At 47.1% G+C, this 20,072-nt stretch carries 13 protein-coding genes and 1 riboswitch; of the genes, 3 read left to right on the forward strand and 10 right to left on the reverse strand.

The window, feature by feature from the left end:
• Nucleotides 1-28: 28 nt before the first annotated feature.
• Complete coding sequence (locus E5342_RS01795) at nucleotides 29-1,444, reverse strand: arylsulfatase (RefSeq protein WP_121736942.1); 1,416 nt, start codon at nucleotides 1,442-1,444, stop codon at nucleotides 29-31.
• Nucleotides 1,445-1,466: 22 nt separating this feature from the next.
• Nucleotides 1,467-4,634: a TIM-barrel domain-containing protein gene (locus tag E5342_RS01800; protein ID WP_135958695.1), complete on the reverse strand. Its 3,168-nt coding sequence runs from the start codon at nucleotides 4,632-4,634 to the stop codon at nucleotides 1,467-1,469.
• A 173-nt stretch (nucleotides 4,635-4,807) separates the two neighbouring features.
• Here E5342_RS01800 and E5342_RS01805 point away from each other — a divergent pair, with 173 nt between their 5' ends.
• Entirely contained in the window at nucleotides 4,808-6,643 is a 1,836-nt protein-coding gene (locus tag E5342_RS01805) for a glycoside hydrolase family 13 protein (RefSeq protein WP_135958696.1), read from the forward strand.
• A 584-nt stretch (nucleotides 6,644-7,227) separates the two neighbouring features.
• Here the strand turns inward: E5342_RS01805 and E5342_RS01810 are convergent.
• The 8 genes from E5342_RS01810 to rimP form a co-directional block, all read right to left on the reverse strand.
• On the reverse strand, nucleotides 7,228-8,064 hold the full coding sequence (locus E5342_RS01810) for a GNAT family N-acetyltransferase (protein WP_135958697.1): 837 nt from the start codon (nucleotides 8,062-8,064) through the stop codon (nucleotides 7,228-7,230).
• 112 nt (nucleotides 8,065-8,176) lie between these two features.
• Nucleotides 8,177-9,529 (reverse strand): Fe-S cluster assembly protein SufD, encoded by a 1,353-nt coding sequence (gene sufD / locus E5342_RS01815; protein ID WP_135958698.1) that lies wholly within the window; start codon nucleotides 9,527-9,529, stop codon nucleotides 8,177-8,179.
• Nucleotides 9,522-10,277: a Fe-S cluster assembly ATPase SufC gene (sufC, locus tag E5342_RS01820; RefSeq protein ID WP_121736932.1), complete on the reverse strand. Its 756-nt coding sequence runs from the start codon at nucleotides 10,275-10,277 to the stop codon at nucleotides 9,522-9,524. The genes sufD and sufC overlap by 8 nt, the downstream gene beginning before the upstream one ends.
• A gap of 46 nt (nucleotides 10,278-10,323) precedes the next feature.
• Nucleotides 10,324-11,769, reverse strand: coding sequence for a Fe-S cluster assembly protein SufB (sufB, locus tag E5342_RS01825; RefSeq protein WP_121736931.1), 1,446 nt, complete (start codon nucleotides 11,767-11,769; stop codon nucleotides 10,324-10,326).
• Nucleotides 11,770-11,799: 30 nt separating this feature from the next.
• Nucleotides 11,800-12,291, reverse strand: a complete 492-nt coding sequence (locus E5342_RS01830) for a CvpA family protein (RefSeq protein WP_005859392.1) — start codon at nucleotides 12,289-12,291, stop codon at nucleotides 11,800-11,802.
• A 2-nt stretch (nucleotides 12,292-12,293) separates the two neighbouring features.
• A complete protein-coding gene (gene infB, locus E5342_RS01835) occupies nucleotides 12,294-15,206 on the reverse strand; it encodes a translation initiation factor IF-2 (protein WP_121736930.1) in 2,913 nt (970 codons plus the stop codon).
• A 20-nt stretch (nucleotides 15,207-15,226) separates the two neighbouring features.
• Entirely contained in the window at nucleotides 15,227-16,492 is a 1,266-nt protein-coding gene (nusA, locus tag E5342_RS01840) for a transcription termination factor NusA (RefSeq protein ID WP_121736929.1), read from the reverse strand.
• Between the two features lie 4 nt (nucleotides 16,493-16,496).
• Nucleotides 16,497-16,964 (reverse strand): ribosome assembly cofactor RimP, encoded by a 468-nt coding sequence (rimP, locus tag E5342_RS01845; protein ID WP_183128566.1) that lies wholly within the window; start codon nucleotides 16,962-16,964, stop codon nucleotides 16,497-16,499.
• A gap of 139 nt (nucleotides 16,965-17,103) precedes the next feature.
• Nucleotides 17,104-17,214: riboswitch (TPP riboswitch) on the forward strand.
• A 42-nt stretch (nucleotides 17,215-17,256) separates the two neighbouring features.
• Here rimP and E5342_RS01850 point away from each other — a divergent pair.
• Nucleotides 17,257-19,455, forward strand: a complete 2,199-nt coding sequence (locus E5342_RS01850) for a TonB-dependent receptor (RefSeq protein ID WP_121736927.1) — start codon at nucleotides 17,257-17,259, stop codon at nucleotides 19,453-19,455.
• Between the two features lie 12 nt (nucleotides 19,456-19,467).
• Complete coding sequence (pnuC, locus tag E5342_RS01855; protein ID WP_121736926.1) at nucleotides 19,468-20,055, forward strand: nicotinamide riboside transporter PnuC; 588 nt, start codon at nucleotides 19,468-19,470, stop codon at nucleotides 20,053-20,055.
• Nucleotides 20,056-20,072: the final 17 nt, after the last annotated feature.

The following is a 20,072-nucleotide window of genomic DNA, read 5'->3' on the forward strand; positions in this document are numbered from 1 at the left end:
GCCTACACTTTATCCACTACTCACACGCCTACTTTTCTCTTCCAAAGTCAAAATACGGAGACTCTGTACGGGCGTTGTCCATTAAGGACGCTAGTTCTTTTACCTTATCGGGATACTTCTCCGCTAGATTCGTATCCTCGTGTATATCATTACTTAAATCATACAGTTCCAATATAGTCTCACCCACGACCGGTTGCCGGATTAGTTTCCATTTACCGGAGCGCAATGCTTCCCGGCCATTCAACTCGTGAAATTCCCAGTATAAATAATCATGGGCCTGTTGATCTTTCTTTGATAACAAGGTTGGTAAGAAAGAGATTCCATCTGTCTTCTCGGGCAAGACCGTACCTGTAAGCTCCGCCAATGTCGGCATGACATCCCAGAATGCGCTTATATGATCCGATTGAGCTCCGGCCTTGATCGTACCCGGGCACCATGCCACCATCGGTATACGGATACCACCTTCATATACATCCCGTTTGATCCCCCTGAAAGGTCCGTAACTCTTGAAAAAGTCGGGATCAGCTCCACCTTCATGATGCGGGCCGTTATCGCTGGTAAAAATCACGATCGTATTCTTATCCAAACCCAACTCTTTCAATTCAGCCATTACATCCCCCACGTATTTATCCAACCGGGAGACCATAGCGGCAAAGGAAGCTAATGGTTTCTCCGAGGTGTTATAACCGCCGTACACTTTATCAAACTTACCAATATAAGGAGTCTCCTCGAATGAGTTCTCGTACATCTTATAAATAGAATCATGAGGAAGATTCAATTCCGCATGAGGTAGCGTATAAGTAAGCATCGCAAAGAACGGTTGCTCCTTATGATCTCGGATGAACTTCAACGCTTGCTCATGAATCAAATCCTGCGAATACGTCTCGCAAGCATTGTTCTCGTTTTCCGGAAAAAGAACCTTCTCCTCATTATGCCACAAATGATCCGGATAGAAGGAATGCGACTGCCGTTGGCAATTATACCCATAAAACTCATCGAAACCCATCTTATTGGGAACGGAGACAGAACCCGGATATCCCAATCCCCATTTACCGAAAATACCAGTCGTATAACCGGCCGATTTCATTAATTTACCCAACGTATAGGTATCCTCCCGCATCGGCTGTTGGCCTTCGGGCGTGATCTCCCGGTTTCCCCGGACTTGTGTATGTCCCGTATGCAATCCGGTCATCAAGGAGCAACGGGAAGGGGCACTCACCGTACATCCTGCATAATGCTGCGTAAATAACATTCCCTCCGCCGCCATCCGATCGATATTGGGAGTCTTGATAATCTGTTGGCCATAACAGCCAACATCTCCATATCCTAAGTCATCCGCTAAAATATACACAACATTCATAGGACGCTCCGGAGTTTTTTCGCAACCAGACATTCCGACAAGCAGCAATGTCCCAGATATACATAAAATCAATTGTGTTTTCATATACGTTATAAAATTAAAAATATTAGAAATCTATTATGATCTTCTGATCCTCATTCGTAGACAAACGGTTCGTCCGTACCTTAACCCTTCCCATACGATCCGAGGCATCGAAGTACCAACCTTCTTGTCCGGTGTTGAACGCTTCGGGGGAGATGGCAGATAGAGGCTTTCCCGCTACGGTTACGTTTGACGGGGTAGATTCCGAGCGGACATCCAATAGGTAAGTACGCTCTTGGTAACGTCCTTTATAATCTCCTTTCGCTTTCGCTATATCCACGGTGATCGTTCCTTTCTCACCTTTCGGGGCGGAAACAGAGATCAAAGTACGGGCAAATTCGCCTTCCTTATAATCACGAGTGAGGCCATCATCTTCATATAAGTTGAAAGAGGTAGTTCCGTAGGGATACAAGTCCAAGGTCAAGACATCCGCTGGCTTCTCGCCGACATAATTCATATCCGGGTACATCGGGATGATGGCACCTTGACGGATAAATACCGGGCAAATATCTAGTTTAGCCTCATATTTATCCAACCACTTGCCACCCTCGTATGTCTTTCCAGTCCAATAATCGTACCATTCTCCGGCAGGGAAGTAAATACTATCGCGTACGTTCTTCCGGGTATATACAGGGGCAACCATCATCCACTCGCCACTCATAAATTGATATTGGGTAGTCGTATCACGGGTAACCACGTCGTCCGGGAATTCCAGTACCATAGCACGGGCCATCGGTACACCGGTCGTATGCGCCTCATGACAATAGGTATAGGCGTACGGGTTCAGACGCATCTTCAGCTTTAAGAACTTACGGTTGATATCCGTGTACGGATGTCCATATACCCAAGGCTGACGGTCGGCATCTGCCCAGCCACTCATGGTCATAAAGATCGGGGTGAAGACCTTCCATTGCAAGTCGCGAGTATAGGTCTTCGGAGAACCGCCGAAGATACCGTCCACATCGCTGGTAGCGGCGTTCATGGCAGAAAGTCCGGCACCCGTGATCGTTGGGATATGGTAACGAATATAATCCCAGTTGCTCACTTGGTCACCACTCCATACCGTAGAATACCGTTGGGTTCCGGCCCAACCGCAAACAGCCCATACGAAACCCCGTTCGTTCGTATTGTTCTCGATCCCCTCGAATGCGGATTTACAGCCGTTCAAGGCAAACTCATAGCCTTCTCCAACCCAAGCCACATCCAATTTACACAGGCGGGTACCACATTTACCTACCTCGTAGGCAATCTTATCTACACCATTCTCTGTCCACAAGCCCGTATGGAAGCCTCGTTTACCTAATTCCATAACGACTGAATCCAATTTCACATAGCCACAACCATAACCATCGTTCGGCAAGATCCAGCCACGGGGCATATCATATTCCACGTATTTATCAGCAACTTGACCGATTACGTCCGGGGTAGATTGAGGCCATCCGGTTCGCTGTTCCCCTTTGTTATAGCAGTCAGCGTCTCCCATCGTAAGCATCCACATCGCCGGCATAAAAGGTTTTCCTGTGATATCCGTATAGTCGTTCAATAGGTCTTTCAGCGAAGGGCCATAGAAGTAGAACGCATCAAAGCGATTCTCGTTATGCGTTAACTGACTGGTGAAGCCCATCAGCTTAAAACCATCATCATAGTTCTTGTCCAACATCTCCGTGCCGTTGAAGGCATAATGTCCCGGGGCAAACGTATTGCGGAATACGCCATATCCTTTCGTGGACATATAGAAGGGAGCCGGGTTAGAGGATTGGTCCTCATCCCAACCGGTCACCTCAATATCCGCTTCCTTCCCAGCGTATGAGAAATTACCTTGTTGCATACCGCAACCGTAGAAATCCTCATCACCGCTACGACGCATCGTTTGGGTCGTTTTCAGTCCGAAGGCAAGTGGTTCGGCCTCCTCGTAGATCACGGCACGGTTATTCTTGTCATACATGGCGAAACGAATGGGGTTCTTATAGACACGTACGACACATTGGGGAGTCGTGAACTTATAATAGCTGCCGTTATCGGCCATAGAGACTCTAGGGTTCTTTACCCCATAATCCACAACGATCGAGTTAGCCGCCGGATTGGTATATTCCCCATCCGGTGCCAACCAGATACGAAAGATATCATCCCGGTAAAACATCAACTTAACCTTAGCATACCCGGAAACAAACTCATATTCCGTGTTGCTGATCTTATTAAACTTCGTCAACTTACCCAAGTTCATACGGGCAGCGAACAGGTTCGCTTTTAATACGTTGTTTGACGAACGCTCATCCTTCGGGTATTGGATAGCGAACTCTATTTTATAGGAGCCCATCTGGGTTAGGTCGGTAGCGGGGAAAACTACCTCATATTCCTCTTGTTTAGCGATCGGATGCCCGGAGGCGGTTACCGTGGCAGTCAGTTTCTGACCATTGTTCAAGGAGGCGATTACCGTGAAATCCTCGTCTACGGGCTGGGAGCCAACGTTCTTCAGCTTCACTTTCAATACGTCTTCCTTCGTGAACGTATTCCCGGTTTCTTGGTGTGAGGTCACTTTCTCCAAAGCCAAATCATGCGCGAAAGGCTCTGTCAGCTCAATATCATCGACCATCCAGTACCAAGAGAAAATATCCCGCCAGAAGAAACGCAAATAAACGGTTTTCTGGTTCGCGGCTACCTCACTGATGTTGATCTCCTCATTCACCGGGGCGTGAAGCTGGGTGATAGCGGGGATCTTATCCATCACGTTATACTCTTTCCAATTCACCCCGTCGTTGCTGACGCCTACCCAAAGACCGGCACGTTTTCCGGTGAACCAATTGTTCCAGCGAAACAGGTGCTGAAATTTCAATACCACATCGTTCTTTCCCGTGCAATCGATAGCGCTGGTCTGGAAATACCCGTTTGGGTATTCCTCACGCTGATTCCACTTCGTGATCTCCTCCCCGGTGACTACGCCCGGCCGGAATTGCATATGATAACCACGGCTCGTGGAGGCGATGGGAGGTGCTTGTTGCTCGAACTGGAAAGAGCCGGGATAAGGCTGATCGGTAACAAGCCATTCACACTTTGCCGATTTCGTTGAATCGACAATCATCCAGCCATCGGATAATTTCCCGGTGGAGAAATCTTCTTTCCAAAAGCTTTGTTGAGCGAACAGGGAAGAAACACAACCTATCAGAAGCATGGATACAATTAGACTTTTTATCATTTGAATTAATTGATTAGATTTAGGCAGTAAAGATAGTCTTAATTTACGAGGGTTCGCAAACGTTTGCGTGATTTTTATTCTCTTTTCGCCGGATGGAAGTATATTATTATCAATAGAATCCTTCTATCTTCGCGTATATACAACCTTGTTATATAAATCAATAAACATATATCATGAACAGACATTTATTATTGAGCCTTTTATTGGCACTCTTCGCTTCCAGTACGCTTTCAGCCGATAACCTTAAAATCGAGCCGGCCTTTTGGTGGAGCGGTATGAAAAACCCGGAACTCCAGCTGATGGTGTATGGTAAGGATATCGCCGGATATCTCCCTAGCGTGAAATATCCCGGCGTACGGTTGAAAAGCTCGGTAGCGTTGGAAAGCCCGAATTACTTATTGATCTATCTGGACGTGGAAAACGCCAAGCCCGGCAGGTTTGATATCACGTTCACGAAGGACAAAAAGAGTTTCAATTACTCGTATGAGTTGAAGGCCCGTAAACCGAACGCCGATCGGATCAAGGGGTTTGACTCTTCCGACGTGCTTTATCTCATCATGCCGGATCGTTTCGCGAACGGAGATCCCTCGAACGACCAGATCCCGATGCGTACCGCTTATAAGGTAGACCGTAACAGCCCGAACGCCCGTCACGGAGGCGACTTGGCCGGTATCGAACAACATTTGGATTATATCGAGGATCTAGGCGTTACCGCTATCTGGCTGAACCCGGTATTGGAGAACGACATGAAAGGAGGCTCTTATCACGGATACGCCACGACGGATTATTATCGGGTAGACCCACGCTTCGGCACGAACGAGGATTATGTCCGCTTGATCGAGAAGACGCACGAGCGGGGCATGCGTGTCGTAATGGATATGATCTTCAACCATTGTGGAAGCGATCATCCTTGGATGAAAGATATCCCTAGCCACGACTGGTTTAATAATCTCGATAACTACGTGCAGACCAACCACGATAAAGAGGCTTATTTCGATCCTTACGTGTCGGATTATGATAAGGAGACGATGCTGAACGGCTGGTTTGTCCCGAGCATGCCGGACTTGAACCAAAAGAACCCGCATGTGGCTAAATACCTTATCCAGAACTCTATCTGGTGGATCGAGTATTGCGGCGTGGATGGCATCCGGCAGGATACGTATCCGTATGCCGACGTAGACATGATGCGCCGGTGGTGCACGGAGGTCATGAACGAGTATCCGGAGTATAACATCGTAGGCGAGGCGTGGATGAACTACACGATCGGTTCCGCTTATTGGCAAAAGGGCAGCCGATTGAACTTTGGACAGGATACCGAGCTGAAATCGGTAATGGATTTCCGCTTGATGGGTATCGCAAGCAAGGCGTTCCACGCCGAAGGCGGGCTACCGATGATCTTCGAGCATATGTGTTATGATTACGTATATCCCGATATCTATAACGTATTGCGTTTCTTGGAGAACCATGATACGGATCGTTTCCTGCCCTCCATGCCGCAGAGGGTCGATGATTTGTACGCGTTCAAGCAAGGGGTGACATTCTTGTTGACGATCCCCGGTATTCCCCAGCTCTATTACGGGCAGGAATTGCTGATGAATGGTACCAAGGAGAAGGGAGACGGATATATCCGTCTGGATGTTCCCGGCGGCTGGCCCGGCGACAAGACAAGCTGGTTCGAGGCTTCCGGTCGCAGCGAGGTGCAAAATGACGCATGGAATTTCCTCCGGACTTTATTGAAATGGCGCAAGGGCAACGATATCATCGCAAAGGGTAAGATGAAACATTTCATGGTGAACCAAGGTGTCTACGTGTACGAACGCAGTCTCGACGGACGGAGCGTGTTGATTTTCATGAACGGCAGTGATAAGGAGGTGAACCTCCCGTTGGCACGCTATGCGGAGGTGTTGAGGGGGAAGACCTCCGGACGGGATGTGTTGACAGGGAAGACGATCCAGCTCGGCGAGGAGCTGGGCATAGGGGCGAAGGGGATCTATGTACTGGAACTATAAAATAAGCATTGCCTAAAACTAAAAAGAGCTGTATCAAAAATCGGTTTGACACAGCTCTTTTAGTTTTTATCCAACTAATCTCTCACTAATTACTGTCGTAAGTACCTTCTCTTCCTACAGTTCTCAAAAACAAGTAGAGTTAGTTTCTTAAATCGTTATCATCAATACAATGCCCTTTAAAATCTCTCCATTTATTATCTCCATCTTTGTGATAGACATTACCATCGCTATCGGTCAAGGAATCTCCATCCTGATATGCAAACTTCCTGAAGAGGAATTGTATCTTGTCCTAATAGGGCTACGCTCCCTCGACGATGACTTAAAGGCGAGGCGGACTACGCTACTTTCATCGACCATATGAACGTATTGATCGACCGGCAGAAGACGGTGCTCAAGACTCGCTCCACCCTCAACGCCAAGAAGGCGGGGCAGACGGGGACGCCGCCGGAAGAGACGAAATAAGCAAATCTTTCAACGAGGGATTTGACTCATGTTTCTTTTTTAGATTTAAAAGGTTAATGAAAAGAAAGGCTCTCCCGCCGTGAGGCGCAAGAGCCTTTAACTATCTTACCCGGCGGGATACCCTATCCCAACCGTTTCTCCAAGATCAATTGATGCCTGCACCGGATGCCGTTCTCCCAGATAGGCTCGGCATAGTTCCGCACGAAATAATCGCGATCTACGGCTACCAAGTCGAAGCCTTCCTGTTGATAAAGCATCATCGGGCCGGCGGCTGAGGTTCCGGTGCAAATACGCAAAAGCTCGACATCTTGAGCCGGAGCCCATTTATTAGATACATGCCGTAATAGTTTCCGGGCGATTCCTCGCCGACGGAAGATATCCGCCACGGCAAGATTCATGATCTCCGCCTTGCCACCCTCCTCCTTGCGAACCACGATCACGCCGGCAACGGAATTTCGTACTGTAGCGATAAAGCAATCCGAATCCTTTAGGTAAGCCTCTACTTTCTCCCGATCCGGATCGGCTTCCAGCAGTAACTCATAAGGAGGGAATAAAGCTGCTTGTATCTCCGGCTCCCCGCCCACGACAATCTCCACGATATTGCCGTCGGGATCTCGGATCACACCCTCATAGTAACCATCCCCGGAAATGCGGGTCTCACCGGCGATCGTATATCCATCCATCCGGAAACGTTCGATAATTTGATCCACTTGCTCCTTCGTATCCGCATGAAAGGCCAGATGAGCCAAGCCGATATGATCCTTGTCGTAAGCCTCTGTGATATCTTGCCGTTGCATGATCTCCAAAGCGGCACCACTCTCGAAAGAGACGAAATAAGAGGCGAATCCTTTCTTTGGATTCACATATTTCTCATTACTCTTACCGTTGAAGTATTTTACATAAAAATCCCGTAAACGTTCCAAATGATTCGTCCATAGGGCGATGTGTGTTAACTGCATAAGTTGGAGGTTCTAATTTGTCACTGCCAAAGATATAAAAAAATCAGACATGGTTCCCTACATTATCGTCGGGATAATCCATGCCTGATTATAGTTTTCCTCTTATTCGCAATTATTTACAAATCCGGCAACCGGCGCATTTGGCCAGCTCACCGCGGAAACGTTTCTCTACCAGTTTATGCAAACGGTCTTTCAACGCCTCCAAGCGTACATGGTCGATCACGTCGGAAGTGAAAGCCACGCTCAATAACATATGGGCCTCGTCACGCGGGATACCGCGGCTTTGCATATAGAACAAAGCGTTCTCATCCAACTGGCCGGTCGTCATACCGTGCGAGCATTTCACGTCGTCCGCGTAAATCTCCAGTTGCGGCTTGCTGTACATACGGGCCTCGCGGGTAGCGCACAGGTTACGGTTCGTCTGGTAAGCGGCGGTCTTCTGGGCATCCTCTTTCACCAAGATACGTCCACTGAAGACACCTACGGCATGATCATTCAGTACATTCTTGAACAACTCGTTGCTGGTACAATTCGGAACCGCATGGGTGATATGGCTATAGGTATCCATCTGTTGCTCCTTATCCAGAACGGACATACCGCATAAGGTAGACTCGGCATACTCGCCATTCAGTTCCACGTAATAATTGTTGCGAGTCAAGCCATTCGTCAACGTAATACCGTTTACCAAGACATTGGTCGAGGCCGCCTGCCTTACGTGTACGGAGGAGAAACGGGTCGTAGACACGCTGCTTTCCTCCAAATCATAATAATCGAAGCGAGCGCCTTCCTCCGCAAAAATCTCAACCACTTGAGTCGCCAAGAATTTCACGTCATCAATACTATGATCGCAAACCAACAACTTCGCCTCCGAATGAGGTTCCATAATCACCAAGACACGACGGTTCGCCATCGTATCCACATCATTACGGAATATATTCACCAATTGGATAGGACGCTCAACCACGACATTTTTCGGTACATACACCACGAAACCATCTTGGGCTAACATCGTATTCAACGCGATAATACCATCCTTGCCACTCGGTGCCGCCTTTCCGTAATACTTGGAAGCGATCTCCGGATATTGCTCCGTAAAAGCCTTCAACCCTCCAGCATACACGCCTTCCGGCAAATGCGCTTTCGGTAAGTCCTTATCGTAAAACGTATCGTTCACGACAAAGTATAACGATGTGCTTAGGTTCGGCACGTCACAACGGAACACGTCATAAGGATTCACCGGGATAGAGACCCGGTTGATATTCAAACCGTAATCCGGTGCGAACGCCTGGGCTACATCCGTATATTTATAATCCTCGCTTCTCGTGGAAGGGAATCCGAGTCGCTCAAAGTTCGCCAAGGCCTCAGCCCTGAGGGCATTCATCACCGGCGTACTATGACGACATACCAGATCCTCACACTGGGCGAAAAGATCGATATATTGTTGCTCAGCCTTCATATTACTCATCTCCCATCTCTTTCTTGATCCAGTCGTAACCTTTCTCTTCCAGTTCCAAGGCCAACTCCGGACCGGCGGTCTTCACGATACGGCCTTTGTAAAGCACATGCACCACATCCGGTTTGATGTAATCCAGCAGACGCTGATAGTGCGTGATTACGATAGCGGCATTCTCCGGAGTCTTCAACTGGTTCACGCCATGCGCTACGATACGCAAGGCATCGATATCCAAGCCACTATCCGTCTCATCCAAGATCGCCAATTTCGGCTCCAGCATCGCCATCTGGAAGATCTCGTTCCGCTTTTTCTCTCCACCGGAGAAACCTTCGTTCACGCTACGGCTGGCCAGTTTATTATCCAGCTCGACGATCGCACGCTTCTCACGCATCAATTTCAAGAAGTCCGTAGCCGAAACCGGTTCCAGACCGTTATATTTACGATGCTCGTTCAACGCTGCACGCATAAAGTTCACCATACTGACCCCCGGGATCTCGACCGGATATTGGAAGCTCAAGAAAATACCCTCACGGCTACGATCCTCCGGAGAAAGATCCAGCAGATTCTTACCGTTGAAGATAACCTCTCCTTCCGTTACCTCAAAAGCGGGATTACCTACTAATACACTACTTAACGTACTTTTTCCAGAACCGTTCGGTCCCATGATAGCATGTACCTCACCCGCTTTCACCGACAGGTTGATACCTTTCAATATCTCTTTGCCATTTACGTTGGCATGCAAATTCTTAACCTCTAACATCTTTTCTAATTGATAATTGAAAATTGAAAGTTGATAATTATCTTTTTCATCCTACGCTGCCTTCCAGCGAGATCGTTAGTAATTTCTGAGCCTCGACGGCGAACTCCATCGGTAACTTATTCATTACTTCACGGGCATATCCGTTCACAATCAAGCCAACAGCCTCTTCTACCGAGATACCTCGTTGCTGGCAGTAGAACAATTGCTCCTCGCTAATCTTACTCGTTGTAGCCTCATGCTCCACGATCGCCGTCTCATTCTGAATATCAGCGTAAGGAAACGTATGGGCTCCACAAGTAGAGCTTAATAGCAAACTATCGCATTGGCTATGATTACGGGCTCCTTCCGCACGGGCGGACACCTTCACCAACCCCCGATAGCTATTCTGGCTATGACCGGCAGAGATACCCTTGGATACGATCGTACTTTTCGTATTCTTACCCAGATGGATCATCTTCGTACCCGTATCGGCCTGTTGGTAATTATTGGTCACGGCAACCGAGTAAAACTCACCTACCGAGTTATCACCCGCCAAGATACAGCTCGGATATTTCCAAGTGATCGCCGAACCGGTCTCTACTTGCGTCCAAGAGATCTTGCTACCCTCACCTTTGCACAAACCTCGTTTCGTCACGAAGTTATAGATACCGCCTTTACCTTCCTTATCACCCGGATACCAATTCTGTACGGTAGAATACTTCACCTCGGCACGCTCGTTCGCCACGATCTCCACGATAGCGGCATGCAATTGGTTCTCGTCACGCATCGGTGCCGTACATCCTTCCAAATAACTTACATACGCCTCATCGTCTGCGACAATCAAGGTACGCTCGAACTGTCCGGTATTAGCAGCATTGATACGGAAATACGTACTCAGCTCCATCGGGCAACGTACGCCCTTCGGTATATAAACAAACGAACCGTCCGAGAACACGGCCGAATTCAAGGCGGCGAAGAAATTATCACGATAACCAACCACGCTGCCCAAATACTTCTGCACCAAGTCCGGATGATGTTGTACAGCCTCGCTGAACGAACAGAAAATAATCCCCTTCTCCGCAAGATTCTCCTTGAAAGTAGTCTTCACGGAAACACTATCCATCACGGCGTCTACTGCCATTCCGCTTAAATGCTTCTGTTCTTCCAAAGGAATACCCAGTTTATCGAATGTTTTCAACAACTCAGGATCTACCTCATCCAAGCTCTTTGGTCCCTCTTTTTTCTTAGGGGCGGCATAATAGATAATGTCCTGATAATCGATCGGCGGGATATTCAAGTGAGGCCATGTAGGTATCTCCAACGTCTGCCAATGGCGAAAAGCCTTCAAACGAAACTCGAGCAGCCATTCCGGCTCGTTCTTCTTGGCAGAGATAATACGGACCGTCTCCTCGTCTAATCCACGATGGATCACCTCCGTATCAATATCGGTAACGAAGCCATATTTATAATCTCCGCTCGTTACCTCATTAATTATATGATTTGAATCCTGCATAATTAAAAATTAACCATTGATAAAAGCCCTTCATTCTCCTAATGAAAACAAATTATGTGGGAAAATTGTTGGTACTATTTGCTTCACGCTATAATAAAAACGAGATTCTATCTTCGATTGGCGATGAATCAAGACCGATCCGCGATCCACGAACTCCAGCGCATTCAACAGCAAACTGGTAAAGACCAAAACGACCAGCAACCCGAAAAAACCACCAAACAAATGGTTGATAACGCTCAACGGTGTCGCCCCTACCACCTTGGTAACCAGTTCTCCCGCTAGAATAAACACCCCCATAATCAAGATAAAACCCGCTATATAACTCAAGATCGTAACCCCTTCTTCTGGAAACCAACCCAACGCCAAGATATATCCTTTCAGCCAAGCCGCCGCTTTCCCGCAGAAAAAGATCGCGATCACTAGGGCTATAAGCGAAACAACCTGTTTGATGATTCCATCAAACAGGCCTTTCACAAATCCTATCCCTGCCAGACATAGCAATGTAATGTCCAACCAGTTCATCGTTATAACGTCTTCTTAATTTCTGTCTCTTCGTAAGCCTCGATCATATCGCCCACTTGGATATCGTTGAAGTTCGTAATATTCAAACCGCAATCCAAGCCAGCCACGACCTCTTTCGCATCGTCCTTGAAACGTTTCAAAGAGCCTAGCTCGCCGGCATAGATAACGATACCGTCACGTATCAAACGGATCTTGTTCGTACGTTTGATCTTGCCTTCCTTAACCATACATCCGGCAACCGTACCAACCTTGGTGATCTTGAATACCTGCTGAACTTCCACATAAGCGGTAATCTCCTCCTTGATCTCCGGAGAAAGCATGCCTTCCATAGCACTCTTCACCTCCTCGATCGCATCGTAGATGATAGAGTACAAACGGATCTCCACACCTTCCTTCTCGGCGTTTCTACGCGCTTGCAAAGACGGACGAACTTGGAATCCGATAATGATAGCGTTCGAAGCCGCTGCCAAAACCACATCCGACTCGGAAATCTGGCCAACCGCCTTGTGAATTACGTTCACCTGAATCTCCTCGGTAGACAAACGGATCAAGGAGTCGGACAATGCCTCTACGGAACCATCCACGTCACCCTTCACGATCACGTTCAATTCTTGGAAATTGCCCACGGCGATACGACGTCCGATATCATCCAAAGTAAGCATCTTCTGCGTACGAAGACCTAACTCACGTTGCAATTGCTCACGACGGTTAGCGATCTCGCGCGCCTCTTGCTCAGTCTCCAATACATTAAATGTATCACCGGCCTGAGGAGCACCATTCAAACCGAGGATCAATACCGGCTCGGAAGGACCAGCCTTCTCCACCCGTTGATTACGCTCGTTGAACATCGCCTTGATACGTCCTTGATGAGTTCCCGCCAAAACGATATCTCCCATCTTCAACGTTCCGTTCTCCACCAATATAGTAGAGACATAGCCACGTCCCTTGTCCAAAGAAGACTCGATGATAGAACCAACCGCACGTCTTTTCGGATTCGCTTTCAAATCCAATAGGTCAGCCTCCAACAATACCTTCTCTAACAACTCCTCAACACCGATACCTTTCTTAGCGGAGATCTCTTGACTCTGGTACTTGCCACCCCAGTCTTCCACCAAGTAATTCATATTCGCCAACTCCTCCTTGATCTTCTCAGGATTAGCATGTGGCTTATCGATTTTATTAATAGCGAAAACAATAGGAACACCGGCAGCCGAAGCGTGATTGATCGCCTCAATCGTCTGAGGCATCACGTTATCATCAGCGGCCACGATAATAATCGCGATATCCGTCACCTTAGCACCACGTGCACGCATAGCGGTAAACGCCTCATGCCCCGGAGTATCCAAGAACGTGATATGGCGACCATTCTGTAACTTCACGTTGTAGGCTCCGATATGCTGCGTGATACCACCAGCCTCACCAGCAATTACGTTTGCGTTACGGATATTATCCAATAAAGAAGTCTTACCATGGTCAACGTGTCCCATCACCGTTACGATAGGCGGACGGGCTACCCAATCCTCCTCGTTATCATCCTCCTCATCAGCATTGATAGCCTCAACAACATCTGCGCTTACATACTCAGTCTTAAAGCCGAACTCCTCAGCCACAATATTGATTGTCTCCGCATCCAAACGCTGGTTGATAGAAACCATGATGCCAATACTCATACAAGTACCGATAACCTCCGTTACAGATACGTCCATCATGTTCGCCAAATCGTTGGCCGTAACGAACTCAGTAAGCTTCAACACCTTGCTTTCCAGTTCTTCCTGTTCCATCAACTCGTGCTCACGCTTCACCGCCGCATCGCGTTTATCACGACGGTATTTAGCACCCTTATTATTCTTATTATTCTTGTTGGTCAAGCGAGCCAAAGTCTCCTTGATCTGCTTTTGAACATCCTCTTCGCTAACTTCCACTTTCACCGGCTTCTTCAAGCGAGGCTTACGGTCGTTATTCGAACGATCGTCACGATTGGGACGCGGATAATTCGTACCCGGTGTATTATTCACGTCTACCCGATCTTTCTTGATACGTTTACGCTTCTTCTTAGCGTCACCTTCCTCACCCGCTTTAGCAGGAGCGTTCGGTTTAATCAAAGTAGACGAATTCGGACCTTTATGAGGAGCGCCCGGACCGTTGTTATTATTACCCGACCGGTTATTATTAAACTTCTGCTTCTCATCACGCTCTTTCCGCTTCTCCTCCTTCGTTTTCTTCTTCGGACGAGTCGATTGGTTAAGCGCATCCAAGTCAATCTTACCAGTTACCTTGATCTTTGACTCCAATTTAACCGAGTTCAAACGGAAAAGATTATCATTCTTTTCCGCATTCTTCTCTACTTCCGGTTTCACACTTTCCACCTTAGGTTCCACAACAACCGGTTGCTTCTCTACGGTTTTTCCTTTTTCCACTTCCACTACTATAACTTTTTCTTCTTTTTTCTCCGTGGGAGCCTGCGCAGGCTGCGCGGGTTTAACAGGAGCTTGAGCAGCGGGAGCGGCAGACGCTTCCTTCACTTTCAGCTCTTCCTTTACCTTAGGCTCTTCTTTCACTTTCGGCTCCTTAGCCTTCGGTTCTTCCTGCTGTTTTTTATGTTGTCCACCATCCAAATCGATATGACCCTTCATTACGATCTTAGGTCTGAATTCTTCCGGTATCACTGTCTTTATTTCCGCGGTCTTCTCTTCTTTCACAGAAGGGACCTCTTTCCGCACACGATCTGCCGCAAAACTACGATTTTTCTCAGGCAGATCCTTTCCAAACTCTTTTACGAGCAAAGCATACTGTTCATCACTGATCCTCGTGTTGGGATTATCCTCAACCGAGAACCCATTCCGGTGCAGGAACTCAACCACCGTGTTGATTCCTACGTTCAATTTTCTCTGTACTTGAATTAATTTTATAGGCATATCTAACTTTGTCGTAATACTTATTCGTTACCTTCATCTTCAAATTCCGCAGATAAGATAGCTAAAAGATCGTCCACGGTCTGCTCTTCCAGATCGGCACGTTCAATAATCTCATTGCGGTCCATAGCAAGGACACTCTTCGCCGTATAGCATCCTGTATTCTTCAGTGCATCAATCACCCAACTGTCAATCTCGTCAGAGAACTCATCCAAGTAGATATCCTCCTCGTCCGCTCCTTCGATATCACGGAATACGTCAATCGTATACTCAGTCAACATACAAGCCAGCTTAATATTCAGACCGCCTTTACCGATCGCCAAAGAAACTTCCTCCGGACGTAGATAAACCTCAGCTTTCTTTTCTTCCTCATTCACACGGATAGAAGAGATCTTAGCCGGGCTTAAAGCACGCTGGATAAACAAAGAGAGATTTGAGGTGTAATTAATCACATCAATGTTCTCGTTTCTCAGCTCACGAACGATACCATGGACACGAGAGCCTTTCATACCTACGCAAGCACCTACCGGATCAATACGGTCATCGTATGACTCGACAGCCACTTTGGCACGCTCTCCAGGAATGCGGGCAATCGCCTTGATCGTAATCAAGCCATCATTAATCTCCGGAACTTCCAACTCGAACAACCGTTGCAAGAAAACCTTATCCGTACGGGAAAGAAGGATCTTCGGGTTGTTATTATAGTTATCCACACGTTGAACGATCGCACGTACAGTCTCTCCCTTACGATAGAAATCAGTCGGGATTTGCTCGGATTTAGGCAGTAGCAACTCATTACCATCGTCATCTAGCAACAGGATTTCTTTCTTCCACACCTGATAAACCTCAGCAGCGATGATGTGGCCGATTTTATCCTTATACTTAGCGTACAGGCTGTCTTTCTGCAATTCAAGTATCTTCGAAGCCAAAGTCTGGCGCAAGTTTAAGATCGCACGACGTCCGAAGTCCGCAAAATGCACCTCATCGGTCACCTCCTCACCCACCTCACAGTCGGCGTCGATTTTACGGGCCTCTGTCAACGTAAGCTGCAAGTTCTCATCCTCCAATTCATCATCAGCCACAACCGTACGGTTTCTCCAGATCTCGAAATCACCTTTCTCAGGGTTGATAATCACGTCATAGTTCTCATCCGTGCCAAACATCTTGGCGATCACGTTACGGAACGAATCTTCCAAAACGCTAATCATCGTATCTTTATCGATATTCTTTAACTCCTTGAACTCAGCAAGGGTGTCTATCATACTGATCGTTTCCTCTTTCTTGGCCATAATCTTACTTGAATCTTATTAAGTATTTTGTATATTTTATTTCATCAAATGTATACGACTCATCCTCTATCACGGTCACCTTTCGCTTAGCGCCCTCCGGCTTCACCTTCTTCTCGACAGAGACAACCACACCGTTCTCATCAGCGGATTTCAACACACCTGTCAGCTTCGAGCCGTTTTTCAACAACATCTCTACCTCGTTTCCGATGTTCTTGACGTATTGGCGAAGTACCTTGAAAGGAGAAGTAATGCCAGCGGAGCCAACCTCCAGCTCATAATCCTCGACGTCACGGTCCAGATGCTCCTCCAAATGCCGGCTCAACTCAGCGCAATCATCAATGCTTACCGCTTCATCGCTATCAATCTCAACGACTATCAGGTTCCCTGGTTTAATCACTACGTCCACTAAATAATTGCTTGAAGAGGCTAGTTTTTCCTCTACTAATCGGCTTACCACATTCTTTTCTATCATACACATATATGTTAAGAACAAAAGAAGGGGACTGCCCGCCCCCTCCTCAACTTCACTTAATCGACCGCAAATATACAAAAAATCAATGAGTTCTCAAAATATCTACATCTTTTTGCAGAAAAAATTAATATCTTTGCTGCCGAATACGAAGGGGTGCTCGCAAAATCCTTCACGAAAGGAGCGGGCTGAGATCATACCCATAGAACCTGTACAGGTAATGCTGTCGTAGGGATTCATGCTTCTCCCATCCTTTCTATTCATCTATTTAGTTTTAAAACAAAAAGATGAAAAGATGAAAAATGTATTGGTTATCTTGGCCGGCTCCTTGTTGGCTACAACCGCCAAGGCACAAATGCCCAGTCCGGTCGACTCCTTGAAAATCTCAAAAGACGTATCTTTGGATGAAGTGGTTATTACCGCTACCAAAGTCGGGAAAGAGACCCCGGTAGCCTACAGCGACATCTCCAAACAAGAGCTAAGCAGCCGCAACAACGGGCAAGGTATCCCATTCCTTATCTCCCAATCCCCGTCTGTTATCATGACATCGGATGCCGGAACAGGTATCGGTTACTCCGGTTTTCGCATCCGAGGTACAGATGCGAACCGTATCAATATCACGATCAATGGCGTACCGGTTAATGACTCCGAGTCTCATACCGTATTCTGGGCTAATATGGCCGATATAGCCTCCTCGGTAGAATCGATCCAGATCCAACGAGGCGCTGGAACCTCTACAAACGGAGCCGCAGCTTTTGGCGCTACGGTCGCCATGCAAACCGAGAGACCGTCTTTAAAGCCTTATGGCGAATATTCCGTATCGGCAGGTTCTTTCGGTACGCTGAAACATACGGTAAAAGGCGGTACCGGATTACTATACGATCATTTCGCTTTCGATGCCCGCTACTCCAATATCCGTAGCGACGGTTTTATCGATCGTGCCTCCGCCCGTATGAGCTCTTACTATGCCTCCGCCGCTTTCTATGCCGATAATACACTGGTTAAATTCCAAGCCTTCGGAAACAGCGAGAAAACCTATCAAGCATGGAACGGTGTTCCTTCTTATTTGCTTGAGACGGATCGTAGCTACAATCCATGCGGAGAATATGAGGAAGGTGGAGTGAAGAAGTTTTATAATAACCAAACGGACAATTACTGGCAACACAACTACCATTTAATGGCCAGCCAGCGTATCGGAGATTTCTGGAATATGAACCTGACCCTTCATTACACCGATGGTAACGGATATTACGAGGATTATAAATCGCAAGCCAAATTCAGCAGTTATAAACTACCGGAATATATCGATCCGGAAGGTAATACCGTAAAAAAGGCAGACCTCGTGCGCCGTAAATGGCTCGACAATTATTTCTATGGGGCCGTTTATACCGCGAACTATCAACGTAGCGACACACGACTTACGCTGGGAACCGCCGCCAACAACTATGTAGGCGACCATTTTGGCCGGGTAATGTGGACAAAAAGCGCAAACGTCTTACCACAACCGGATTACGAATATTATCGCAATACCGGTAAGAAATTAGACTACAACGTATACGCTAAATTGACTCAACGTCTTTCCCCTCTTTTCACCGGCTATATGGACTTACAATACCGTGGGATCCATTATACCATTAAGGGAAACGATGACAAAGCCGGGGAAGGACTGGACATTCGTAAGAACTGGAACTTCTTCAACCCGAAAGCCGGTATAAACTTTCATAACAACGGCCATAACGCATTCGTCTCTTTCTCCGTCGCTAACCGGGAGCCAAACCGTGACAATTTCACGGAAGCAGGTCCTGAAGAGCGTCCTACCCACGAGACCTTATATGATTATGAGGCTGGTTATAGTTTTGGCAATGACTATTTCCGGATTGGGGCCAATCTCTATTTCATGGATTATAACAACCAATTGATCCTGACCGGCAAAATTAGCGAGATCGGCGAGGCCCTCACTTCCAATATAAAGAATAGCTACCGAATGGGCATCGAGCTTACCGGAGGTGCACAAATCACCTCTTGGCTGAATTGGAACGCAAACGCAACCCTCAGCCAAAATAAAATCAAGCATTTCGTGGAATACGTGGATAATTGGGATACCGGAGGACAAGAAATCAACAATCTAGGCACAACAAATATAGCTTTCTCCCCTAATCTAATGGCGAACAGCATGTTCGATTTCGTTTACAAAGGATTTATCGCTAGTTTCAACTCGCAAATAGTAGGTCGCCAATACATAGACAACTCAAGCAACAAGGACCGTTCCATCGATCCCTACTTTATCAATAGCCTACGCATCGGTTACGCCTTCCAGCCTAAGTTTATGAAAGAAATAACCCTAGACGTGACTATCAACAACCTCTTCAACGAGAAGTACGAGACCAACGCATGGGTATACTCTTATATCGAAAACGGCACACGCAAAAAGGATGACGGTTATTTCACCCAAGCCGGCACGAACGCCATGGCCAGAGTAATCTTCAAGTTCTAATTAATTTTCAATATGGTTTGGCTAGAATACTTCGGAGTAATAACCGGTCTACTCTATCTCCTTCTGGAGATTAAACAACATAGGGCCATGTGGGTGGTGGGATTCCTTACCTCTCTCGTGTATATATTTGTCTTCCTGTTCGCTAAAATTTATGCGAACATGGGATTGCAAACCTATTACGTAGTAATCAGCATATACGGTTTCTATCAATGGACCCGGAAAAAGCATGAGATACACTCGGAAAACGACGGTCTTCCTTCCGGCCATATCCTATACACCCATCTGAGCATTCCGCTTTTCATAGGGATCACCGGGACACTGGCCGTCGTATTCGCCATCCTAGGGTATATCCTTTATCAATTCACGGACTCTCCTATCCCCGTAGGCGATGCGTTCACCACCTCGGTAGGTATCGTCGCCACGTGGATGCTAGCAAGAAGAATCATCGAGCATTGGATTTTTTGGGTAATCGTAAACCTCGTTTCCGTATATCTTTATTACCTTCGGGGCTTGTATCCAACGATGCTACTCTATTTTTGCTATGCGGCACTAGCCGTAGTAGGCTATTACAATTGGCGGAAGAAAGGGGAAGAGTTTTAATTACAATTATATGAATT

The organism is Parabacteroides distasonis (genome assembly GCF_004793765.1).
In the GTDB taxonomy this organism is placed as follows: Bacteria; Bacteroidota; Bacteroidia; order Bacteroidales; family Tannerellaceae; genus Parabacteroides; species Parabacteroides distasonis_A.